The sequence below is a fragment of the Saccharospirillum alexandrii genome (assembly GCF_004000275.1).
GTDB classification, from domain to species: Bacteria; Pseudomonadota; Gammaproteobacteria; order Pseudomonadales; family Natronospirillaceae; genus Saccharospirillum; species Saccharospirillum alexandrii.
The window spans coordinates 1,122,739-1,138,778 of sequence record NZ_RCIP01000001.1; the positions used below are offsets into that span (position 1 = coordinate 1,122,739).

The 16,040-nt window shown below is 56.8% G+C and carries 12 protein-coding genes; 3 read left to right on the forward strand and 9 right to left on the reverse strand.

Annotated features, from left to right (window positions below):
* Positions 1 to 54: 54 nt before the first annotated feature.
* Genes EP166_RS05140 through EP166_RS05155 form a run of 4 tightly spaced genes read right to left on the reverse strand, consistent with a single transcriptional unit; the run spans position 55 to position 4,784 of the window.
* Positions 55 to 1,041, reverse strand: coding sequence for an ABC transporter permease (locus EP166_RS05140; RefSeq protein WP_127555704.1), 987 nt, complete (start codon positions 1,039 to 1,041; stop codon positions 55 to 57).
* Positions 1,038 to 2,561 carry a sugar ABC transporter ATP-binding protein gene (locus EP166_RS05145; RefSeq protein WP_127555705.1) on the reverse strand — a complete coding sequence of 508 codons (1,524 nt, stop codon included), beginning with the start codon at positions 2,559 to 2,561 and terminating at the stop codon, positions 1,038 to 1,040. The genes EP166_RS05140 and EP166_RS05145 overlap by 4 nt, the downstream gene beginning before the upstream one ends.
* Positions 2,558 to 3,703 (reverse strand): Gfo/Idh/MocA family protein, encoded by a 1,146-nt coding sequence (locus EP166_RS05150; protein ID WP_127555706.1) that lies wholly within the window; start codon positions 3,701 to 3,703, stop codon positions 2,558 to 2,560. Before EP166_RS05150 ends, EP166_RS05145 begins: the two co-directional genes overlap by 4 nt.
* A gap of 28 nt (positions 3,704 to 3,731) precedes the next feature.
* Positions 3,732 to 4,784, reverse strand: coding sequence for a sugar phosphate isomerase/epimerase family protein (locus tag EP166_RS05155; protein ID WP_127555707.1), 1,053 nt, complete (start codon positions 4,782 to 4,784; stop codon positions 3,732 to 3,734).
* Between the two features lie 301 nt (positions 4,785 to 5,085).
* On the opposite strand from EP166_RS05155, the gene EP166_RS05160 reads away from it, so the two are divergent.
* Together EP166_RS05160 and EP166_RS05165 are read left to right on the forward strand one after the other, a co-directional pair.
* On the forward strand, positions 5,086 to 6,099 hold the full coding sequence (locus EP166_RS05160; protein ID WP_127555708.1) for a LacI family DNA-binding transcriptional regulator: 1,014 nt from the start codon (positions 5,086 to 5,088) through the stop codon (positions 6,097 to 6,099).
* A 103-nt stretch (positions 6,100 to 6,202) separates the two neighbouring features.
* Positions 6,203 to 8,131 (forward strand): alpha-amylase family glycosyl hydrolase, encoded by a 1,929-nt coding sequence (locus EP166_RS05165; RefSeq protein WP_127555709.1) that lies wholly within the window; start codon positions 6,203 to 6,205, stop codon positions 8,129 to 8,131.
* Between the two features lie 201 nt (positions 8,132 to 8,332).
* Here the strand turns inward: EP166_RS05165 and EP166_RS05170 are convergent, their stop codons facing one another.
* A complete protein-coding gene (locus EP166_RS05170; RefSeq protein ID WP_127555710.1) occupies positions 8,333 to 8,755 on the reverse strand; it encodes a GFA family protein in 423 nt (140 codons plus the stop codon).
* Positions 8,756 to 8,860: 105 nt separating this feature from the next.
* Positions 8,861 to 9,367 carry a GNAT family N-acetyltransferase gene (locus tag EP166_RS05175; protein WP_127555711.1) on the reverse strand — a complete coding sequence of 169 codons (507 nt, stop codon included), beginning with the start codon at positions 9,365 to 9,367 and terminating at the stop codon, positions 8,861 to 8,863.
* 147 nt (positions 9,368 to 9,514) lie between these two features.
* Between EP166_RS05175 and EP166_RS05180 the strand changes: the two genes are divergently transcribed.
* Entirely contained in the window at positions 9,515 to 12,055 is a 2,541-nt protein-coding gene (locus tag EP166_RS05180; RefSeq protein ID WP_127555712.1) for a mechanosensitive ion channel domain-containing protein, read from the forward strand.
* Positions 12,056 to 12,060: 5 nt separating this feature from the next.
* Here the strand turns inward: EP166_RS05180 and EP166_RS05185 are convergent, their stop codons facing one another.
* The 3 genes from EP166_RS05185 to EP166_RS05195 all read right to left on the reverse strand — a co-directional run bounded on the left by EP166_RS05185 (position 12,061) and on the right by EP166_RS05195 (position 16,012).
* The gene (locus EP166_RS05185) at positions 12,061 to 13,722 is read right to left on the reverse strand and encodes a GMC family oxidoreductase (protein WP_127555713.1); all 1,662 of its coding nucleotides are present in this window, start codon (positions 13,720 to 13,722) and stop codon (positions 12,061 to 12,063) included.
* Between the two features lie 77 nt (positions 13,723 to 13,799).
* Complete coding sequence (locus EP166_RS05190; RefSeq protein WP_127555714.1) at positions 13,800 to 14,810, reverse strand: adenosine deaminase; 1,011 nt, start codon at positions 14,808 to 14,810, stop codon at positions 13,800 to 13,802.
* Between the two features lie 230 nt (positions 14,811 to 15,040).
* Positions 15,041 to 16,012 carry an alpha-E domain-containing protein gene (locus EP166_RS05195; protein ID WP_127555715.1) on the reverse strand — a complete coding sequence of 324 codons (972 nt, stop codon included), beginning with the start codon at positions 16,010 to 16,012 and terminating at the stop codon, positions 15,041 to 15,043.
* Positions 16,013 to 16,040 lie beyond the last annotated feature (28 nt).

Below are 16,040 nucleotides of genomic sequence, written 5' to 3' on the forward strand. Positions count from 1 at the left end.
TTGCGCCGAACAAGGCCGATGACGAACCGGCCATGGTTTTCATTAAACCCCGACCTACTGCTGACGTTTGTACTGCACCAGCACGGCAATCAGGATTACCGAACCCTTCACCAGCCCTTGCAAATAGGGTGATACCCCCAGCAAGTTCAGCATGTTGTTGATGATGCCCAGAATCAGCGCACCAATGACCGTGCCCCAAATAGAGCCCTTGCCACCCGACAACGCCGTACCGCCGATCACCACTGCGGCAATCGCATCCAGTTCATAAAGCACCCCGGCATCGCTCGGGCTGATTGAATTCAAACGCGACGACAACATGATCGCTGACAAACCCACGCAGGCACCGGCAATGGTGAAACTGCCGAGGATGACGGTTCTGACCCGAATGCCCGAATAACGAGCGACCTGAGCATTGGCACCAACCGCACAAAGGTGACGACCAAAGCGGGTGTAGAACAGGAGAATATGGGCCGCAACAGCCAGTATCAGAAACGCCCAGACCGGAATTGGCACACCCAGCCAATAGCCACCACCCAGATTCGGGAAGAGAGGATTGCGGGACACCACTTCACCGGCATCGGTCAGATACAAGGCTACGGAGCGAAAAATGGACATGGTGGCCAGCGTTGCAATAAAGGCTGTGATTTTGCCCCGCGTTACCAGCAAACCGTTAAACACCCCGAACAGCGCACCGCTGCCGAGTGCCACCAGAATGCCAACCACAATCGCCATCACCGGATCGGTGACTGCATTCAACGCATAGAGCAACAACACCCCCACCAATGCCACCATCGACCCGACGGACAAATCAATGCCACCGCCGATGATCACAAAGGTGACCCCAATGGCGATGATGCCGGTGTAGGAAACCTGACGCATCACATTGGTCAGGTTTCGAGTATTGAGGAAATATTCACTGGCCAGTGACGATGCAATCAGCAACACAACCAGTGCGATCAACGGGGCGAGAATCGTCAGATCCAGCCCGAGGCGGTTGACGCTGCTGGAGAAACGATCGGTCAGGGTTCTTGCCTGGTTCATGACAACGCCACTCCTGCCTCAGTAACGTCCGACGCGCTCCGGGCGCCCGCTGCATACAACATGATGTCTTCCTCAGTTATCTGTTCATCGTGCAGGTCGGCGACAATACGCCCTTCGCGCACCACCAACACCTGATCACACAAGCCAATGATTTCTTCCAGCTCCGACGAGATCACCAGAATCGCCTTGCCTTCGCTGGCAAGCCCTCGGATCAGCCGGTAAAATTCGTGTTTGGTACCCACATCAATGCCGCGTGTGGGTTCATCGAGAATCAGTATCTCGGGTTCAATATCCAGCAATTTGGCCAGATAGACCTTTTGCTGATTGCCGCCACTGAGCAGCCCAACTTCGGTTGTCAGGCTGGCAGTGCGAATGCTTAACGCCTGCTGGTAATGCTCTGCCTGGCGACGCTCGGCCCGATGTCGAATCAGCCCCTTGATGTAACGCTTCAGGCTCAGCAGCGTGATGTTTTCTATCAGATTAAAACTCATCACCAGGCCTTTGCCCTGCCGGTCTTCCGACAAATAGGCCAGGTTGCGACGATGCGCATCTTCCGGTGACTGAATCGTGCAGGGTTCTCCGTTGATTAAAATCTGCCCCGAGGTTTTCTGGCGCAGGCCCATAATGGTTTCTGCAATCTCCGTTCGCCCAGACCCCACCAGCCCGGACAAGCCGAGAATCTGCCCGCGGTGCAGCGTGAAATTCACATCGCTTAACACAGAGTCAAGCGAGAGCTGGCGAACCTCCAGTGCAACCTCGCCCTGCTGCCCCTGTTTTTCAGGAAACACCTGTGACAATTCCCGGCCGACCATTTTGCGGGCCATGCTTTCCTCATCCAGGTCGTTGGTGGCGCATTGTTCAACCACCTGCCCGTCACGCAGGATCAGCACCGTATGACACAGATCCTTCACTTCTTTCAGCTTGTGCGAAATAAACAGCACCGCAACGCCGGTAGCCTGCAAACGGCGCACGACATCAAACAACACCTTCACTTCCGGGTCGGTCAAAACCGTGGTCGGTTCATCCAGAATCACCACGCGGGCGTCATCGACCAACACTCGCGCCACTTCAACCATTTGCTTTTCAGCCACACTGAGACTGCTGATCGGCGCTTCCGGGTCGAGCGTTGATTGCAAAGTGGCCATAACCTCGCGGGTCTTCTGGCGCATGGTGGCGCGATCGAGAAAACCGCGTTTGCGCACCTCCTGGCCGAGAAAAACGTTTTCGTAAACGCGCAGGGTGGGCACCAGATTAAATTCTTGCGGAATCATCGCGATGCCGAGCCGGCGCGAGGTCACGGGGTCGAGTTCTTGATACTGTTTGCCACCCATTTCCAGCGAGCCGGTACTGGGTTGATAAACACCACTGATCAATTTCAGCAGGGTCGATTTACCCGCACCGTTTTCACCCAGAATGCCGATAATCTCACCCGGATGAATATCCAGATTAATGTCCTGCAACACCACATTGGGGCCAAAGGATTTGCCCAAACCATGCAATCGAATAACCGGCTCCGTCATGAGGTGGGCCCACCGTTAAGCGGTGTCCAGACACCATTACTCTGATCAGAACGCAACGTGGCCGCGATGAATTTCAGGCCATCAACACCGGTGGAGACATCGGGTAACCAGCCACCTTGCGAGGCGGTGGCTACATCAGCCGCCAGGGCCTGATACAGATTGGCAAAGCCCTCGAGATACCCTTCCGGGTGTCCTGGTGGTACGCGTACACTCGCTCCGGTAGTGTCGCTGAACCAGTCACCCCGGCGTGTTATACGTTGCCGTGGCTGATTCAGGGGCGAGAACCAGAGTTCGTTTGGATTCTCCTGCGCCCATTCCAGTGACGCCTTTTCACCAACCACACGAATGCGCAAGGCATTTTCAAACCCCGGTGCCGTCTGACTGGCCCACAACATACCGGTAGCCCCGCCTTCAAAGCGCAACAATGCCTGAACGTTGTCATCCAGGACGCGCCCCGGCACCTGACAGGTTAATTCGGCACTGACGGCCTCGGGCGTTAATCCCGATATGAAGCACGCCAGTTGGAAGGCATGCGTGCCGATATCCCCCAGAGCTCCAGCAGATCCGGCTCGTTTCGGGTCGAGGCGCCAGTCAGCCTGTTTGTTATCGGCTGATGGGATCTCGCTCAGCCATTCCTGCAAATACTCAACCTGAAGGCTGCGAATGCGCCCCAGCTCACCGCGTTGAACACACTCGCGTGCATGCTGCACCAGCGGGTATCCGCAATAATTGTGCATCAGCACAAAGCGTACCTGACGCGCAGCCACGCGTTCGGCCAAATGCTCAGCTTCGGCCAGTGTCACCGTCATCGGCTTTTCACAAATCACATCCAGTCCCGCCTCAATGCAAGCCAGCGCAATTGGGTAATGCAAATAATTCGGTGTGGTAATCGCCACTACACGGGCTCCATCGTCCCGTTCTGTTTCAGCGGCAATTAACGCCTCGTAGCTGTCGTAGCAGCGCTTCGCGTCCAGCCTCAGTTGAGAGGCGGTTTCCCGGTTGCTCTCGGGCCGAGTACTGAAAACGCCGGCGACCAGCTCAAACCGGTTATCCATTCGGGCGGCAAACCGGTGCACCGCACCGATCATGGAACCCGGGCCACCGCCGATCATCGCCAGGCGCAGGGGAGTTGATTGGGTCATCACACACATCCTTTATCGGCTAGGCGGCTCAGAGACCGAGCAACGCCCGGTTAGTGGCTTCATCGGTACCGGCGGCGGCGAAATCATCGAACGCCTTGTCGGTCACCCGAATAATGTGGTCTTCCACAAAGCGAGCGCCTTCTTCGGCACCCTGCTCCGGATGTTTGAGCGCACATTCCCATTCGATAACGGCCCAGCCTTCAAAATCATACTGTGCCAGGCGCGAGAAAATGCCGTTGAAATCGACTTGACCATCGCCCAGAGAGCGGAAGCGACCGGCCCGGTCGACCCAGCCTTCATAACCGCCGTAAGTGCCCTGCAACGCCGTCGGGTTAAATTCCGCGTCCTTAACATGAAACATTTTGACCCGATCACGGAAGTGATCGAGAAAGGCCAGGTAGTCGAGCTGCTGCAACACGAAATGCGACGGGTCAAACAGAATGCAGCAACGAGGGTGATGATCAACGGCCATTAAGAAGCGCTCGAAGGTGGCGCCATCGTGCAGATCTTCACCGGGGTGAATTTCATAGCATAGGTCGACCCCGGCGTCGTCGAATGCATCGAGAATCGGCTTCCAGCGACGGGCCAGTTCTTCAAAGCCGGTTTCCACCAGGCCGGGCGGACGCTGGGGCCAGGGGTATAGGAAAGGCCACAACAGCGCGCCCGAAAAGGTGGCGTGAGCAGTCAGCCCGAGGTTTTTACTGGCCTTGGCGGCAAGCAGCAGTTGATCGACAGCCCAGGCTTGCCTGGCTTCCGGGTTCTTGCGCAGAGACTCCGGTGCAAAACCATCAAACAGGTCATCGTACACCGGATGCACGGCGACCAGTTGGCCCTGCAGGTGGGTCGAGAGCTCTGTGATTTCCAGGCCATAACCGGCCAGCAAGGCGGTTACTTCACGGCAGTAATCGAGGTCTTCGGCGGCACGCTCCAGATCGAAGAGGCGTTTGTCGCCACTGGGGATTTGCACTCCCTTGAACCCCAAACCGGAGGCCCAGCGGGCAATGCTGTCGAGGCTGTTGAACGGAGCTTGGTCACTGGCGTATTGCGCCAGAAAGAGCGCAGGCCCTTTGATCGTCTTCATATACAGACACCTTGCATTTTTGTTTTTGTGTAATGTAATCCATTACATTCAAGCAGAGAGATTTGGCGAGGTCAACACCTTCACCTTCAGTTTATTTTGAGAAACCATGCAAAGTGGCTTATATTCGGCAGGAAATGCGCCATGGCGGGCTATCACTTTATGCAGAAAAATCTGTTACTGGATGTAATGCATTACATCTCTTCTCAGAATCCTGAACAGCAAACGCTCAAATCCGGGACGGTTTATCCTGCTTGGTATCGGTGTGGTAACATCGCCCTTGTTCACGTTGCAGATGCGTACCATGCCCACCATTAAAGACGTTGCCCTGGCCGCCGGCTGCTCTACCGCCACTGTATCGCGGGCGCTTGCCAACCCGGAAAAAGTGACCGAGGCCACGCGTAAGCGAGTGGCCAGCGCCATCGCGAAAGTGGGTTATTCTCCGAATCTCGCCGCGCGCAATCTGCGCCGCAGTGAATCGCGCACCATCGTGGTGTTACTGCCCGATATCGCCAACCCGTTTTTTTCGGAGATTATTGCGGGCCTCGAAGACGTGGCCCACCGTGAAGGTTACCGGGTGTTGCTTGGCGACTGCGAACACGATACTGGCCGAGCCAAGGCCTACTTCGATTTACTGCCCACCAATCAGGCCGATGGCATTATTCTGCTGACCGCTGAAATTCCGCTGTCGTTGGTTACCCAGCAGGCCCGTGGCAGCCAGATACCCTTAGTCATGGCCTGTGAATACTTTGATCACCTCGCCCTGCCCACGGTGCGCATCGATAACCCCCTGGCCGCCGCCCGGGCCGTCGAGTATCTTTCATCGCTCGGGCACCGGCGCATTGCCACCATAACCGGCCCGATGCAGAACCCTATCTGCATCGATCGAGTGAAAGGCTACCAGTCGGAAATGGCGCGCCAGCAGCTGGCCGTTAACCCGGGCTGGATCGTCGAGGGCGATTTCGGATTCCTTTCCGGTTATCAGCAAGGTCAGCTGTTGCTGGCCCTGCCACCCGAAGCACGACCCAGCGCGATTTTCTGCCACAGTGACGAAATGGCCATTGGCCTGATGAAAGCCGCACGAGACGCCTCGGTTCGGGTGCCAGAAGACCTTTCGGTCATCGGCTTCGATAACATTGGCCTCAGCGAATACTGCCAGCCGGAACTGACAACCGTCAGCCAGCCCAGAGACGAGATTGGCCGCTGTGCCATGCGGCTATTACTCGATGTACTGCGCAAGAAACAGGTGCCTCATCAGCAAGTGCTGAGCACTCAACTGATTGTGCGGGCCAGCACCGCGCAGGCCCCCAAACCCTGACAACACCCTAACTTAACCGATTAAGTTAACATTAAGCGCCAAGCTGGTTAGACTGAGTGAATAGCCACCCGTTCACTTTGCATTTTTGCTGGAAGGCCGCCCCATGGATCACTCGCTCGATTACGACGTCCGCATCACCCTTGAACGCCTGCTCCCCCGGTTGAAACCCAAAGCCAGCAGCGATAAGGAATGGGCGGCCTTTGAAGCGAACCTGAACACTCAGTTTCCCCGCTTATTCGCCCTACTGCGCTCCTTATACGGAGACCAGTACGACTTTTACTATCATCTGGAAAACACCCTGGAAACGCTGCTGATTGCCTACCAGGAACGACCCTCTGTATTGCGCAATCAGGACAAAAAACGCCAGGCCGATCCGCTCTGGTTCAAGCGCGAGACTATGCTCGGCGCAGCCTGCTACGTCGACCTGTTCGCCGGTGACCTTAAAGCCCTGCGCGAACAGATTCCCTACCTGAAAGAACTGGGCCTCACCTACCTGCACCTGATGCCGCTGTTCAAAGCGCCTGAGGCCAATAGCGATGGCGGCTATGCGGTGTCCGACTATCGCCAGGTAAACCCAGCGCTGGGCACCATGAACGACCTGAAACGCCTGGCCGCGGCCCTGCGCAAGGAAGGCATCGTCATGGTGCTCGATTTCGTGTTCAACCATACCTCCGATGAGCACGACTGGGCCGTCAGAGCCCAGCACGGCGAGCAAGAATACCTCGATTACTATTTCTGCTTCGACCACCGCAGCCAGATGGCCCCTTACGAGCCCTACCTGCGCGAGATTTTCCCGGAGATTCGCCAGGGCTGCTTCACCTGGCGCGACGACATGCAACGCTGGATCTGGACCACTTTCAACAGCTTTCAGTGGGACCTCAACTACCGAAACCCGGCCGTGTTCAATGCCATGCTCGGCGAGTTGCTGTTTCTGGCGAACGCTGGCGCCGACGTACTGCGCTTCGATGCCCTCGCCTTCGTCTGGAAGGAAGCCGGCACGACCTGCGAAAATCTGCCCCAGGCTCACTCACTGATTCAGGCGTTCAATGCCGCGGCCCGCATTGCCGCTCCGGGGTTGCTGTTCAAATCCGAAGCCATCGTCCACCCGGATGACGTGGTGCGCTACATCAACACCGATGAATGTCAGCTCTCCTACAACCCCCTGACCATGGCCATGCTCTGGAACACCCTGGCCACGCGCGACGTCACCCTGATGACGCGCAGCCTGCAGGCGCGCTTCCCGATCCCGCCCGACACCGCCTGGGTCAACTACATTCGCGGCCACGATGACATCGGCTGGACCTTCGACGACACCATCGCCTGGAGTCTGGGCACCGACCCGGATCACCACCGCCGTTTCCTGAACCAGTTCTACACTGGCCAGTTCCCCGGCAGTTTCGCCCGGGGCGTTCCCTTTCAGGAAAACAAAACCACCGGCGATTGCCGCGTGGCCGGGCAACTGGCGTCACTCGCCGGCCTTGAACAGGCTCTGAACGATCAGGATGCCGAGGAAGTACGGCGTTCGATCAACCGCATCATGCTGATGCACGCCTTGATTCTCAGCATTGGCGGTGTGCCGTTGTTGTATCTGGGGGATGAGCTTGGGCTGCTCAACGACTACAGCTATCAACAAGACGTCAACAAACTGAACGACAGCCGCTGGGTGAACCGGGTGGCCGTAAAAGACGCCGATCTGGAGCTGCGACACCAACCCGACACGCCCAATGGCCAGGTTTACGCCGGCCTGCAACGGCTAGTCGCCATTCGAAAGGCGACCCCCTTACTCGGTGAAGCCCACACCCATATCATCGAAACGGGCAACCCCCATGTGTTCGGCTTTACCCGAACACGGGATGCAGAAACCCTGTTGGTGCTGGCGAATTTCGCCGACTTCGAACAAAGCCTCGATCAGTCACTGATCGACTCACTACTGACCGGCGGAAACCCCACCGACCTGCTGGAAATAAAACCGAGCTCTGACCTGAAAACGCTTCAACCCCATCAGGTACGCTGGCTGATTGTGCAGCAGTGACTCACGCCTTGGAGCTAAAACTGGCTTTATAGCCTTGAACCCGCGACGGATGGCAGGGCCGCTCCTGCGGGGGCGCCGTAAATACCTCCATGTAGGCTTAACTTCGGCATCCATGCCTCAGATACCCCCGCATGAGCACCCCTACCACCCGTCGCTAGCCTATTGAGATCTCCGGAGCTTGACCAATCTCGCTCGCGGAGTTCAGCGAGTAGGGTACCGATCAAAAACCGGTGACTCCCCGATAGCGTCGACCCAATGCGGACGCTCCGACCAGAAAATGCGATCGTCCGGCGTCACCGCCGGGTCCCCATCCAGGCTACCGGCGGGTACCACCAGAAACTTACCACTGCGGTTCACATAGGGCAGCGCAGACCCGCAGGTCGCACAGAACTGCCGCGTCCAGTGTTTGGCTGTCGGCAATTCAAACCGTTTGATCTGATCCTCACCCTGCTCCCAGCTAATGGCTTCCGGCACGGTAAACAAATTAGCGGCAAAAGCCGACCCGGTTGAATGCCGGCATCGGTCGCAATGACACAGGTGAAAAGCCGACACCGGCCCGTTGACAGCAAAACGAACTGCACCGCAAAGACAACCACCAGAGACGGCATTTAATGCATTAGTCATTTTGAACCTCTTGTTTTTGTATGTTTCGAACTTAGTGCAATCGCAGGATCAAGTGCTGGCCACCGGGCACGAACGAACGGCTATACAGTCAACCTAACCACCGAACTAAACAAGCCGCGTCATAAACACACTGTTTGGGTCTTCAACATAGTCGCCAAACGGCGGGCACGCTTCGAAGCCGAAGCGGCTATAGAGTGCCCGGGCCGCTGCGAAATAGTCCATGGAGCCGGTTTCCAGGCTTAGGCGAGTCAGCTGCTGAACTTTTGCCTGTTCCAGCAAATGCTGCAGTAAACGCTGGGCGACGCCCTGGCGCCGAAAAGCCGTTGCTGTGCGCATCGATTTGATTTCACCCTGTTCCGCCGTCAGTCGCTTCAGTGCACAGCACCCGGCGAGCTGTTCGCCCTGCCCTTCATTGTCGGCTGCCCAAAGCGTCCAGAAAGTGACATCCGGTTGCTTGAGGCCATCCAGATCCAGGGCATGCTTGCTTTCCGGGGGAGAGGTGGCATTCATGTCCGCCAGATGCTCTTCCAGTAGCTGAGCTATTTCGGGTCCGGTCAGGTCATCGATCCGAATCAGGAAGTCTGGTTTAGTCTGTGGTTTACTGACGGTCATTGTCTGGCTCGCTGTCATGGTCTCATTAGTAGGATTATTGCGCGCTGACCGTGGCTGTGCAATCCGGTTTGAAACCATCGGTAAAGCAGACAACTTCATCGAAACCACGATAGACTGATCCGCAACTCCTATGGCTCGGACCGGGAAATGCTCAAGCAATTAAGATGCAACACAGGGCTTTGGCTACTCACCCTGAGTTTACTGCTCAGCCCGTCGGTATTGGCAGAGTACACGACCAATGCCAGCATCCAGGAAACGCTGGACTCGCTAGGCACGCAGACCAACCAGTTGAACCAGCGGCTGAGTTCCGTTCAACGACAACATGCCCGATTGCTGACCAATGAAGCCGCATTGAATGAGCATATCGTTGCCCTGAGAGGCAGTGGCCAGGTGTTCCGCGTACTGCAGGAACAAAACACCAACCTGCCCAATTTCGATTTCGACCCCGGGCTTTCTGATCTGATCGCCGATGCGCGACTGAGACAGTTTACGGTGAGCCAGCAACAACGGGAGATACAGGACAACCCAAGTGACTACCCGGCCGACTTGCGACTGTCTGAATTGCAGGACCACTTGCAGGAGTTGGTAGTGACTGCGGTCAGCCTGCAACAGGCCCAGCAAGAGCTTACAGCGACGGCTGACCGGGTTCGCTCCAGCATTATTGAACAGCTGTTCTGGATACCGAGCAACCCGGCCATCGGCCTCGGTTGGTTCACCACCGCCCCCGGTGCTTTGGTGGATCAACTTACCCGCCTGCCTGCCCAGTTCTCCGTCAGCCTGACGCCGGGTGACCTGTCGCTCTGGCAATGGCTGGGCACGCTGCTGTTTCTGCCGGCTATCGCCTTGTACTGGCTGCAACCTCGTTTGAAAACGGCACTGGCAACAACGTTAAAAACGGGTACTGCCGCCTTCTACCCAACTTCACCCCGGGCAGAGCCAACATCGGACGCAGAAACGACGAACTCCAGCCCCTGGTCCACACTGGTGGCGCTGGCATTGACTGCGGCGATTACAGCACCCGCCAGCCTGGCTTTGCTGGCCATCGGGAACCTGCTCTCAGGCACTCAGGAAACCGACACTCTGGTGTTGGGCCCGGCCCTGACCGCCATTGCGCTGAGCTTGTTCGTCGTGCAATTTTTGCGCAGCATCCTGGCGCCCGGACAGATCGCCGAGGTCGACTTTCAGTGGCCGGACCACGCCCGAAAAACGCTGCGCACCTTTGTTCGACGCTTTGCCTGGGTGCTGCTACCGACCAGTGCGGTATTAACGCTGGCCGTTCAACAGGGTGCGACGTTGAGCAATGACGTGCTGGGGCCTGTCATCCTGATTGTGGCGGGTGCTTTGGTCGCCTATTACTTCCGCGTACTGCTAAAACAGCTACCACCCGGTTTCGCCCCGGCCGGAGTGCGCTGGGTACTCAATCTGGTTCTGGTGCTGCTACCACTGAGCCTGGTGGTGCTGACGTTGTCGGGGTATTACTACACCAGCCTTCAACTGACCGGGCGCTTTCTGGCCACCTTTTATGTTCTCAGCGGCTGGGTCATTGCGGAGGCCAGCGCACGCCGGGCCATTGACGTCTCCAGCAACCGCCTGCGCCTGCAGCGGGAAGCCGAAAACCAGGTGCTAAGGGAACAGCGCGAAGCGCAACGCGCCAAAGACCCGGACAAAATTCAGGAGCCGTTGCCCGACACCACGGCCGAACTGCTGCAAGTGCGGCAACAAACCCAGCGACTGGTTCGCTTTCTGCTGCTCACCGGTTTTGGTGGTTTGCTGTATTGGGTATGGGCTGATCTGGTCGGAGTATTTGGCTATCTCGACTCACTGGTCATCTGGCAGTACGGCAGCGCTGAAAGCCCGGGCAGCATGAGCCTGCTGGATCTGGCTTCTTTCTTCTTCATCGTCTCGCTGTCACTGTTTCTTGCCGCCAACCTGCCCGGCCTGCTGGAGATGCTGGTGCTATCCCGGCTCAGTTTGCGGCAAGGCAGCGCCTATGCCATGACCACCCTGCTCAACTACATCATTACCGGTATTGGCCTGGTGCTGGCGTTGTCCAGCTTGGGAGTAAGCTGGGATAAACTGCAGTGGCTGGTGGCCGCCCTCAGTGTCGGGCTTGGCTTTGGGTTGCAGGAGATTTTTGCCAACTTCGTCTCCGGGCTGATCCTACTGTTTGAACGGCCTATACGCATTGGCGATATCGTAACCCTGGGTGATTTATCAGGCGTGGTCCGCCAGATTCGCATTCGGGCCACCACCATTACCGACTTTGATCGCAAAGACATCATCGTCCCCAACAAAACCTTTGTGACCGATCAGCTCATTAACTGGTCGCTTACCGATACCGTCACCCGGGTTATCGTCCGGGTCGGCGTTGCCTATGGATCAGACCTCGATAAAACACGAGCGCTACTGCTCAGTGCCGCCAGGGAAAACCACCGCGTGCTGGATGATCCGGAACCCCAGGTTCTGTTTCTCAATTTCGGGGCCAGCACACTGGACCATGAATTGCGCATTCATGTGAAGGAACTGCAGGACAGAAACCCCGTGATCGACGAAATTAACCGCTACATCGACCGGGAATTCAAACTGGCGGGTATCGAGATTGCCTTTCAACAGATCGACATCCATCTTCGCAACAGCGAAGGCATTGACAAACTGGTCAGCCGGCAGCCGCCCCAGACAGACCAGTAAGTTCCCTACTCACCGGCCAGAATCCAGGAGGCGGCTTTTTCTGCGATCATCAGTGTCGGTGAGTTGGTGTTACCGCTGACAATGCTGGGCATGATGCCCGCATCCACCACGCGCAAACCACCTACACCCCACACCTTCAAGTGGGCGTCAACCACCGCCAACGGGTCATCGACAGCGCCCATTTTAGTGGTACCCACCGGGTGGAAAATCGTAGTACCGATGTCACCGGCCAACTTCACCAGTTCGTCGTCAGTCTGATATTCAAGGCCGGGCTTAATTTCCTGCGGCTTGTATTTGGCAAAGGCTGGCTGGGAGGCAATGCGACGGGTTACCCGCAGAGAATCGGCGGCCACTTTGCGGTCTTCCTCTGAACTCAGGTAATTGGGAGCGATGCCGGGCGCCATGCGCGCATCACTGCTGCGAATCTGAACCCGGCCACGGCTGGTCGGGTTCAGGTTGCAGACGCTCGCGGTGATCGCCGGGTAAGGGTGCAGCGGCTGACCAAAGGCATCGAGACTCAGCGGCTGAACATGGTATTCGAGATTGGGGTGCTGATAGTCAGGCGAACTGCGGGTAAAAGCTCCCAGTTGCGAGGGCGCCATACTCATCGGACCGGAGCGGGTAAACAGGTACTCCAGCCCAATGCGCGCCTTGCCCGGCCAGGAACTGGCCATGGTGTTCAATGTTTTGGCGCCGCTGACCCGGTAGACCGAACGAATTTGCAGATGATCCTGAAGGTTTTCGCCGACACCGGGCAGATCTTTTACCACCTCGATTCCGTGAGACTGACACAGAGTGGCCGGGCCAATACCCGACACCTGCAACAACTGTGGCGACCCGATCGCCCCGGCCGACAATACCACTTCGCGTCGGGCCTGTACTGAACGGGTCTGCCGGTTCCGTTCGAGCATCACTCCTACGCAGTGTGGCTGACCGTCAATGCCGGGCTCGACATTCAACTTCAACACCTGCGCCGAATCCCAGACACTCAAATTGGACCGGTGTCGAATATCGCGCAAAAACGCCTTGGCCGTGTTCCAACGCCACCCCTTTCGCTGGTTAACCTCGAAATAGTCGACCCCTTCATTGTCGCCACGATTGAAATCGCGGGTGTAGGGAATACCGGCCTGTACCATAGCGGCCGCAAAATCATCCAGCACCGGCCAGTTAAGCCGCTGTTTTTCAATACGCCACTCACCGCCATGGCCGTGAAAGTCCCGGTGACTTTCATCTGCATCGGCACCGGGATCCAGTCGGTAGTGATTTTCGTGGCGCATAAAATCCGGCAGGCAATTATCCCAGCGCCAGGCCTCATCGCCAACCACCCGGGCCCAGCCATCGTAATCCCGGGCTTGCCCGCGCATGTAAATCATGCCGTTGATGCTGGAGCATCCGCCCAGTGTTTTGCCGCGCGGGTAGATCAGTGCGCGGCCATTCAGCCCCTGGTCCGGCTCGGTACGATAAAGCCAGTCTGTGCGGGGGTTATTGATGCAATAGAGGTAACCGACGGGAATGTGTATCCAGTGATAATTGTCCCGACCACCGGCTTCAATCAGCAACACCCGGTTTTCGGGGTTCGCACTGAGCCGATTGGCCAGCAGGCACCCGGCGGTGCCGGCGCCAACAACGATGTAATCGAATGGATCGGCCGATAAAGACTGTGACATGAACGCTCTCCGGGCGCTTTGTTAGCGCCCAGCTTACCCCTCACAGACTCTACTACCATCGAACAATAGTAGGACTGTCAGGCAAATACCTGAGCCAGCCTGGCCTTGTGCGCTGCCCGGGTGGTGTCGTCAATCCAGGCACCGTCAAACCCATTTTCCAGGAGCGTGAGCAATTGGTCTCGGTTGATCAGGCCGTGGTCAATCAGCACACAGTAATTATCGTTCACATAACCACCAAAATAGGCCGGATCGTCGGAATTGATGGTGGCTTTCAAACCGGCGGCCAGCATGGTAGTTATCGGGTGCTGCTTAAGATCATCAATAACCTGCAGCTTGTGATTCGATAGCGGGCAAACCGTCAGCGTATAACCACGATCTACCAGCGCCTGCACCAGCGCCGGGTCTTCCATCGCACGGTTTCCATGGTCGATCCGGTCTACTTCAAGCTGATCAATCGCCTGCCAGACATACTCCGGCGGCCCCTCTTCACCGGCATGGACGGTGATGATCAACCCCAATTCCCGACAGCGCGCAAACACACGCTCAAACTTCGCCGGCGGGTGGCCCTTCTCACCAGAATCCAGCCCTACAGCATGAATTCGATCCAGATACGGCTCAGCAATGGCCAGGGTCTCAAAAGCGCTGTCTTCGGATAGATGCCGCAGAAACGACAGGATCAACCGATAGCTGATACCCAGCTCCCGCTCACCCTGCTGCAGCGCTCGTTCGATGCCATTAAGCACAGTGTCAAACGCAATGCCCCGCTCCAGATGTGCCTGGGGGTCAAACATGACTTCGGTATGAACGACGTTGTCGGCATGAATTCGTTTCAGATAGGCCCAGGTAAGGTCATAAAAATCGGCTTCAGTTTGCAACACCGACATACCCTGGTAATACAGATCGAGAAATTCCTGCAGATTGCCAAACTGATAAGCTTCACGCACTGCCTCAATGTCGGCATAGGGCAAGGTAATGCCGTTGCGCTCGGCTAATGCAAACATTAGCTCTGGTTCCAGGCTACCTTCAATGTGCAAGTGCAGTTCGACTTTGGGGGCTTTAATAGCAAGGTCGATCAATGCTGAAGTCATAATACCATCCGATTTCCGGTAATCAGTGTTTCAAATCCTGGCTTTCCCACAACGCCAAGTGCCGGGTACCGGGTATGCCTAACTGGGGTAGTCCGCAACAGGGATGTTGCGGCCTAGGCTCCACGGACGGATTCACGCCGACCCCGGTTAGGCATACCCGGTGCCTGGCACGAACTCCCGGCAATGAGCATACCCGGTGCCAGGCACGAACCCCTGGCAACCAACAAACCTCAGGCAACGTCGGACTGGCTCTGAGACTGCCCCCGATACTCGCCGCTGAAATAGTGATCAGCGATGGCCTGGTGCAATTCGTTGAACGAGATTTGCAGTGTATCAATAAAATCGTGCAGCAGATCGGGCGTGTGTGCCATCTTTTCCATGTTGGCATTGACCAGGCGCGGTAGCAAATCATCCACCAGGGCCTGTACCTCCTCGTGCCGTGGCAAGTCTTCCAGTTCGAAGGATAGCTGGCCAAGGCAACTGGCTACCGCACGGGGGAAGAGTGCATCCTGCAACAGAAAACGCAGCACATCCGGGCCGCGCACGCGCAACCGCACTTGTTGGCGGTACATCTGGTAGCCGGTCAGCGATTTCAGCACGCTCATCCACTGTAGATTCTCGAAGGGTGTCAGATCATCCGGGCTGCGAGGCAGCAGGTTGGCCGAGCGCACATCGATGATGCGCGTCGTCATATCGGCACGCTCCAGGTTACGGCCAAGCATCAGAAAGGTGTGCACCTGCGTGTGGCTCAGCGAACCTTCGATCAGGCCATTGATCGCCTGGCAACTGCGAATAACGCGCTTCATGAACGCATCCCGCTTGCGCGAGGTAATGCCCGCTTCCACCTGTTTCAGCGTATCCAGGTAGAGCGTATTCAACTCCTCCCAGACTTCGCGTGGCATTATATCGCGCGTGGTGCGCAGGTTTTCGCGCGCTGACTCCAGCGACGAAATGATTGACCCTGAATAATGCAGATCAACACAGAGAAAATTCAGAACATTATCCGCACTGCGCGTTTCATAATGCTCGTCGAATACATCTTCCGCCCCGGTAATGGTCACCAGCGAGTCCCAGTCCAGCCGGGTGGTTTTTGGAAAATCGAGCAACAAATTACTGGTGACGTTGATCAGTCGGGCGGTGTCTTCCGCACGCTCCAGGTAGCGTGCCAGCCAGTATATATTTTCAGCAACACGAGAAAGCATAAATCACCTCGGTTTGGTCCAGTGTGGA

Excerpts from the sequence above, each read along its gene's own strand:
- EP166_RS05140 (WP_127555704.1), bottom strand. The coding sequence starts at position 1,041 with ATGAACCAGGCAAGAACCCTGACCGATCGTTTCTCCAGCAGCGTCAAC.
- EP166_RS05145 (WP_127555705.1), bottom strand. The coding sequence starts at position 2,561 with ATGACGGAGCCGGTTATTCGATTGCATGGTTTGGGCAAATCCTTTGGC.
- EP166_RS05150 (WP_127555706.1), bottom strand. The coding sequence starts at position 3,703 with ATGACCCAATCAACTCCCCTGCGCCTGGCGATGATCGGCGGTGGCCCG.
- EP166_RS05155 (WP_127555707.1), bottom strand. The coding sequence starts at position 4,784 with ATGAAGACGATCAAAGGGCCTGCGCTCTTTCTGGCGCAATACGCCAGT.
- EP166_RS05160 (WP_127555708.1), top strand. The coding sequence starts at position 5,086 with ATGCCCACCATTAAAGACGTTGCCCTGGCCGCCGGCTGCTCTACCGCC.
- EP166_RS05165 (WP_127555709.1), top strand. The coding sequence starts at position 6,203 with ATGGATCACTCGCTCGATTACGACGTCCGCATCACCCTTGAACGCCTG.
- EP166_RS05170 (WP_127555710.1), bottom strand. The coding sequence starts at position 8,755 with ATGACTAATGCATTAAATGCCGTCTCTGGTGGTTGTCTTTGCGGTGCA.
- EP166_RS05175 (WP_127555711.1), bottom strand. The coding sequence starts at position 9,367 with ATGACCGTCAGTAAACCACAGACTAAACCAGACTTCCTGATTCGGATC.
- EP166_RS05180 (WP_127555712.1), top strand. The coding sequence starts at position 9,515 with ATGCTCAAGCAATTAAGATGCAACACAGGGCTTTGGCTACTCACCCTG.
- EP166_RS05185 (WP_127555713.1), bottom strand. The coding sequence starts at position 13,722 with ATGTCACAGTCTTTATCGGCCGATCCATTCGATTACATCGTTGTTGGC.
- EP166_RS05190 (WP_127555714.1), bottom strand. The coding sequence starts at position 14,810 with ATGACTTCAGCATTGATCGACCTTGCTATTAAAGCCCCCAAAGTCGAA.
- EP166_RS05195 (WP_127555715.1), bottom strand. The coding sequence starts at position 16,012 with ATGCTTTCTCGTGTTGCTGAAAATATATACTGGCTGGCACGCTACCTG.